Origin of the sequence: Candidatus Erwinia dacicola (genome assembly GCF_001756855.1) — a bacterium.
In the GTDB taxonomy this organism is placed as follows: Bacteria; Pseudomonadota; Gammaproteobacteria; order Enterobacterales; family Enterobacteriaceae; genus Erwinia; species Erwinia dacicola.
The window spans coordinates 1-2,139 of sequence record NZ_MAYS01000091.1 but is presented as its reverse complement, the minus strand read 5'-3'; the positions used below and the strand labels follow the sequence as shown (position 1 = coordinate 2,139).

At 50.1% G+C, this 2,139-nt stretch carries 1 protein-coding gene and 2 pseudogenes; 1 reads left to right on the top strand and 2 read right to left on the bottom strand.

What is annotated here, in order from left to right; translation table 11 throughout:
* Window positions 1-100: 100 nt before the first annotated feature.
* Window positions 101-400, bottom strand: a complete 300-nt coding sequence (locus tag BBW68_RS02685; protein ID WP_070133583.1) for an IS3 family transposase — start codon at window positions 398-400, stop codon at window positions 101-103.
* A gap of 318 nt (window positions 401-718) precedes the next feature.
* A pseudogene (locus tag BBW68_RS02680) lies at window positions 719-1,743 on the bottom strand (alpha/beta hydrolase).
* A 222-nt stretch (window positions 1,744-1,965) separates the two neighbouring features.
* Between BBW68_RS02680 and BBW68_RS19420 the strand changes: the two are divergent.
* Window positions 1,966-2,139: pseudogene (locus tag BBW68_RS19420) on the top strand (IS256 family transposase); the annotation flags it as partial.

Sequence of the window (2,139 nt, the reverse complement as noted above, 5' to 3'; positions counted from 1 at the left end):
GGCTCATTCGCTGAAGCCGGCCAGTGCCTGTAGCTGCTGCGATGGACGTCAAAAGTCTGGCACAACGCAGCGACCGGATACCTCGCTCTTAGCCTGTCGACTACCGTGAACCGTTGAGTGCGTCCGACATTAAGAGCGCCGTAGCCTTTTTTAGGATTTCGTTCTCCATTTCAAGGCGTTGTATTTTCTTCCTCGCCTCACGCAGCTCGAGCTGTTCTGGCGTCAGAGGAAGCCCGGCGGGCGTTTTCCCCTGGCGCTCAAGTCGCAGCTTATTCACCCAACGGGGGATAGCCGAATGGCTTACGTTAACTGCCTCTGCGGCCTTAACGTAGGTATAGCCGTGGTCGACAACTAACTTCGCCGCTTCGAGCTTAAATTCCGGCGTGAAATGTTTAGCCATTGGGTCACCTGTGGTGTTGGGAAGGTGAGAATATCACCTTCCGATCAGGTGGCCAGTATCAGTGTGCCACTACAGTTTCATTGTTTTTCTTCCACCAAAGTTGCGGAAGACCAACTTTTGCACCGTTGGTAACAAGACTCTACCCCGATTCCAGATTAGGTCTATGAATTCCATTCATAGCGCCTATTTAAGCAGCGTAATTATCTTTAACCGCAACTTAGTTAATCTAGGTCTATTGCATGAATACGCAAGTGGAAAATAGCTACAGCTGATGGACATACCCCAGCCCGCACGGCTGGGGCGTGCGTCGGAGGCTAATTAAATCTTCTTATTGAAGAAGACGTCTAACTTTTGCATTGCTTGGTCAACGTATTTAGGAACCCAATACGTCTCGATATGGGTAGTACCATCAATCAGAAAGAGTTCTTTGTCCTTCGTACCGGTGGCTTTCGCGAACGCATCTTCAGTCATAATAGAGCGTATCCGCTTTTGTACCGGCAATCATCAGCAGCGGTTTATTGATTAAATTGATATGGTCCGTTACGTCAAAACTCATCAAATCCAGCAGACTGCTGGTGGTGTATGTAAACGTGGAATTCGGGTGGGCGTGAGTTTTCCAATAGTACTTGTAGCCCTGGCGATATAAGGCAAAAGGTAATTTAGCAATCTGTTCATCAGTCAGGTTGGCATCGCCGGAGTAAAGCACTTCTCCTCCGGCTACTTCCTGAGCACGTGCATCAGAAGCCTACTGAAGACGCTGCTGGATAGTATCCAGCTGTGAATCCTGCACACCGTTGCGGCGCATAAGGCCTGAATTAAACATGCTGATGGTCGCTATCGATTTGAACCGCTTGTCAGTTTTGGCTGAAACGAGTGAATAACCGCCGCCACCGCAAATGCCAAGCAGACCAAGGCATGCGGTATCTACACTAGGATACTGGCTGATGTAGTCAGCCATGCCGTGGATATCCTCAATGCGATTAGCGGGTTTAGCTGCGCGGCATCCCACCGCTAGCGCCCTGATATGCCGCATCGGCAGTAATCGTGATGTAGCCCTGCTCGGCGAGACGCTGGGCATACAACCCGGCGACTTGTTCTTGCACGTCGCCATTAGGATGTGCGACCACCACAGCAGGGTATTTTGGGGCGGGATCATCGTAGTTAGCAGGGGTATAGAAATTCGCAGCAATCTGGATGCCATGCAGATCGTATTTCACGTGGTGAATGTTGACCTTGCCTTTGACGTTCTCAGTAATGGCACCGTCATAAACGAGTGTGAATGAATTTTTTTTGTAATCAGCCGCATTGACTGAGGTCACCCCGGCCATTGCCGTGAGTAGCATTGCACTGATAAGTATAAATTTTATACTCATCTCCCGATGAGTGTCGGCCTAGCTATTCAGACTCAAGGAATCAAATTTGCAGGCTCAGATTAGGCGGGAAGGGCTGTCAACATCGTGACAGGAAAATAACATTTTGTCAGGAAACGGACTGGGAGGAGTTATGGTCATTTGTGGTGTATGGGGATTCGAGGAAGGTGGCCCACAACAGAGAGATGATACACCATGTCCAATCTTACCCCACAGATGTTGCCGGAGCCAGTTGAGCCCACTGATCCACTCCACGATTTACTCTGTACTGGCGCACAGCGGTTGATCGCCAGTGCGGTTGAGGCTGAACTGGCTGTGATGTTTGCCCGGTTTACTGATCTCCGTCTCGATGACGGTCGCCAAGCGGTG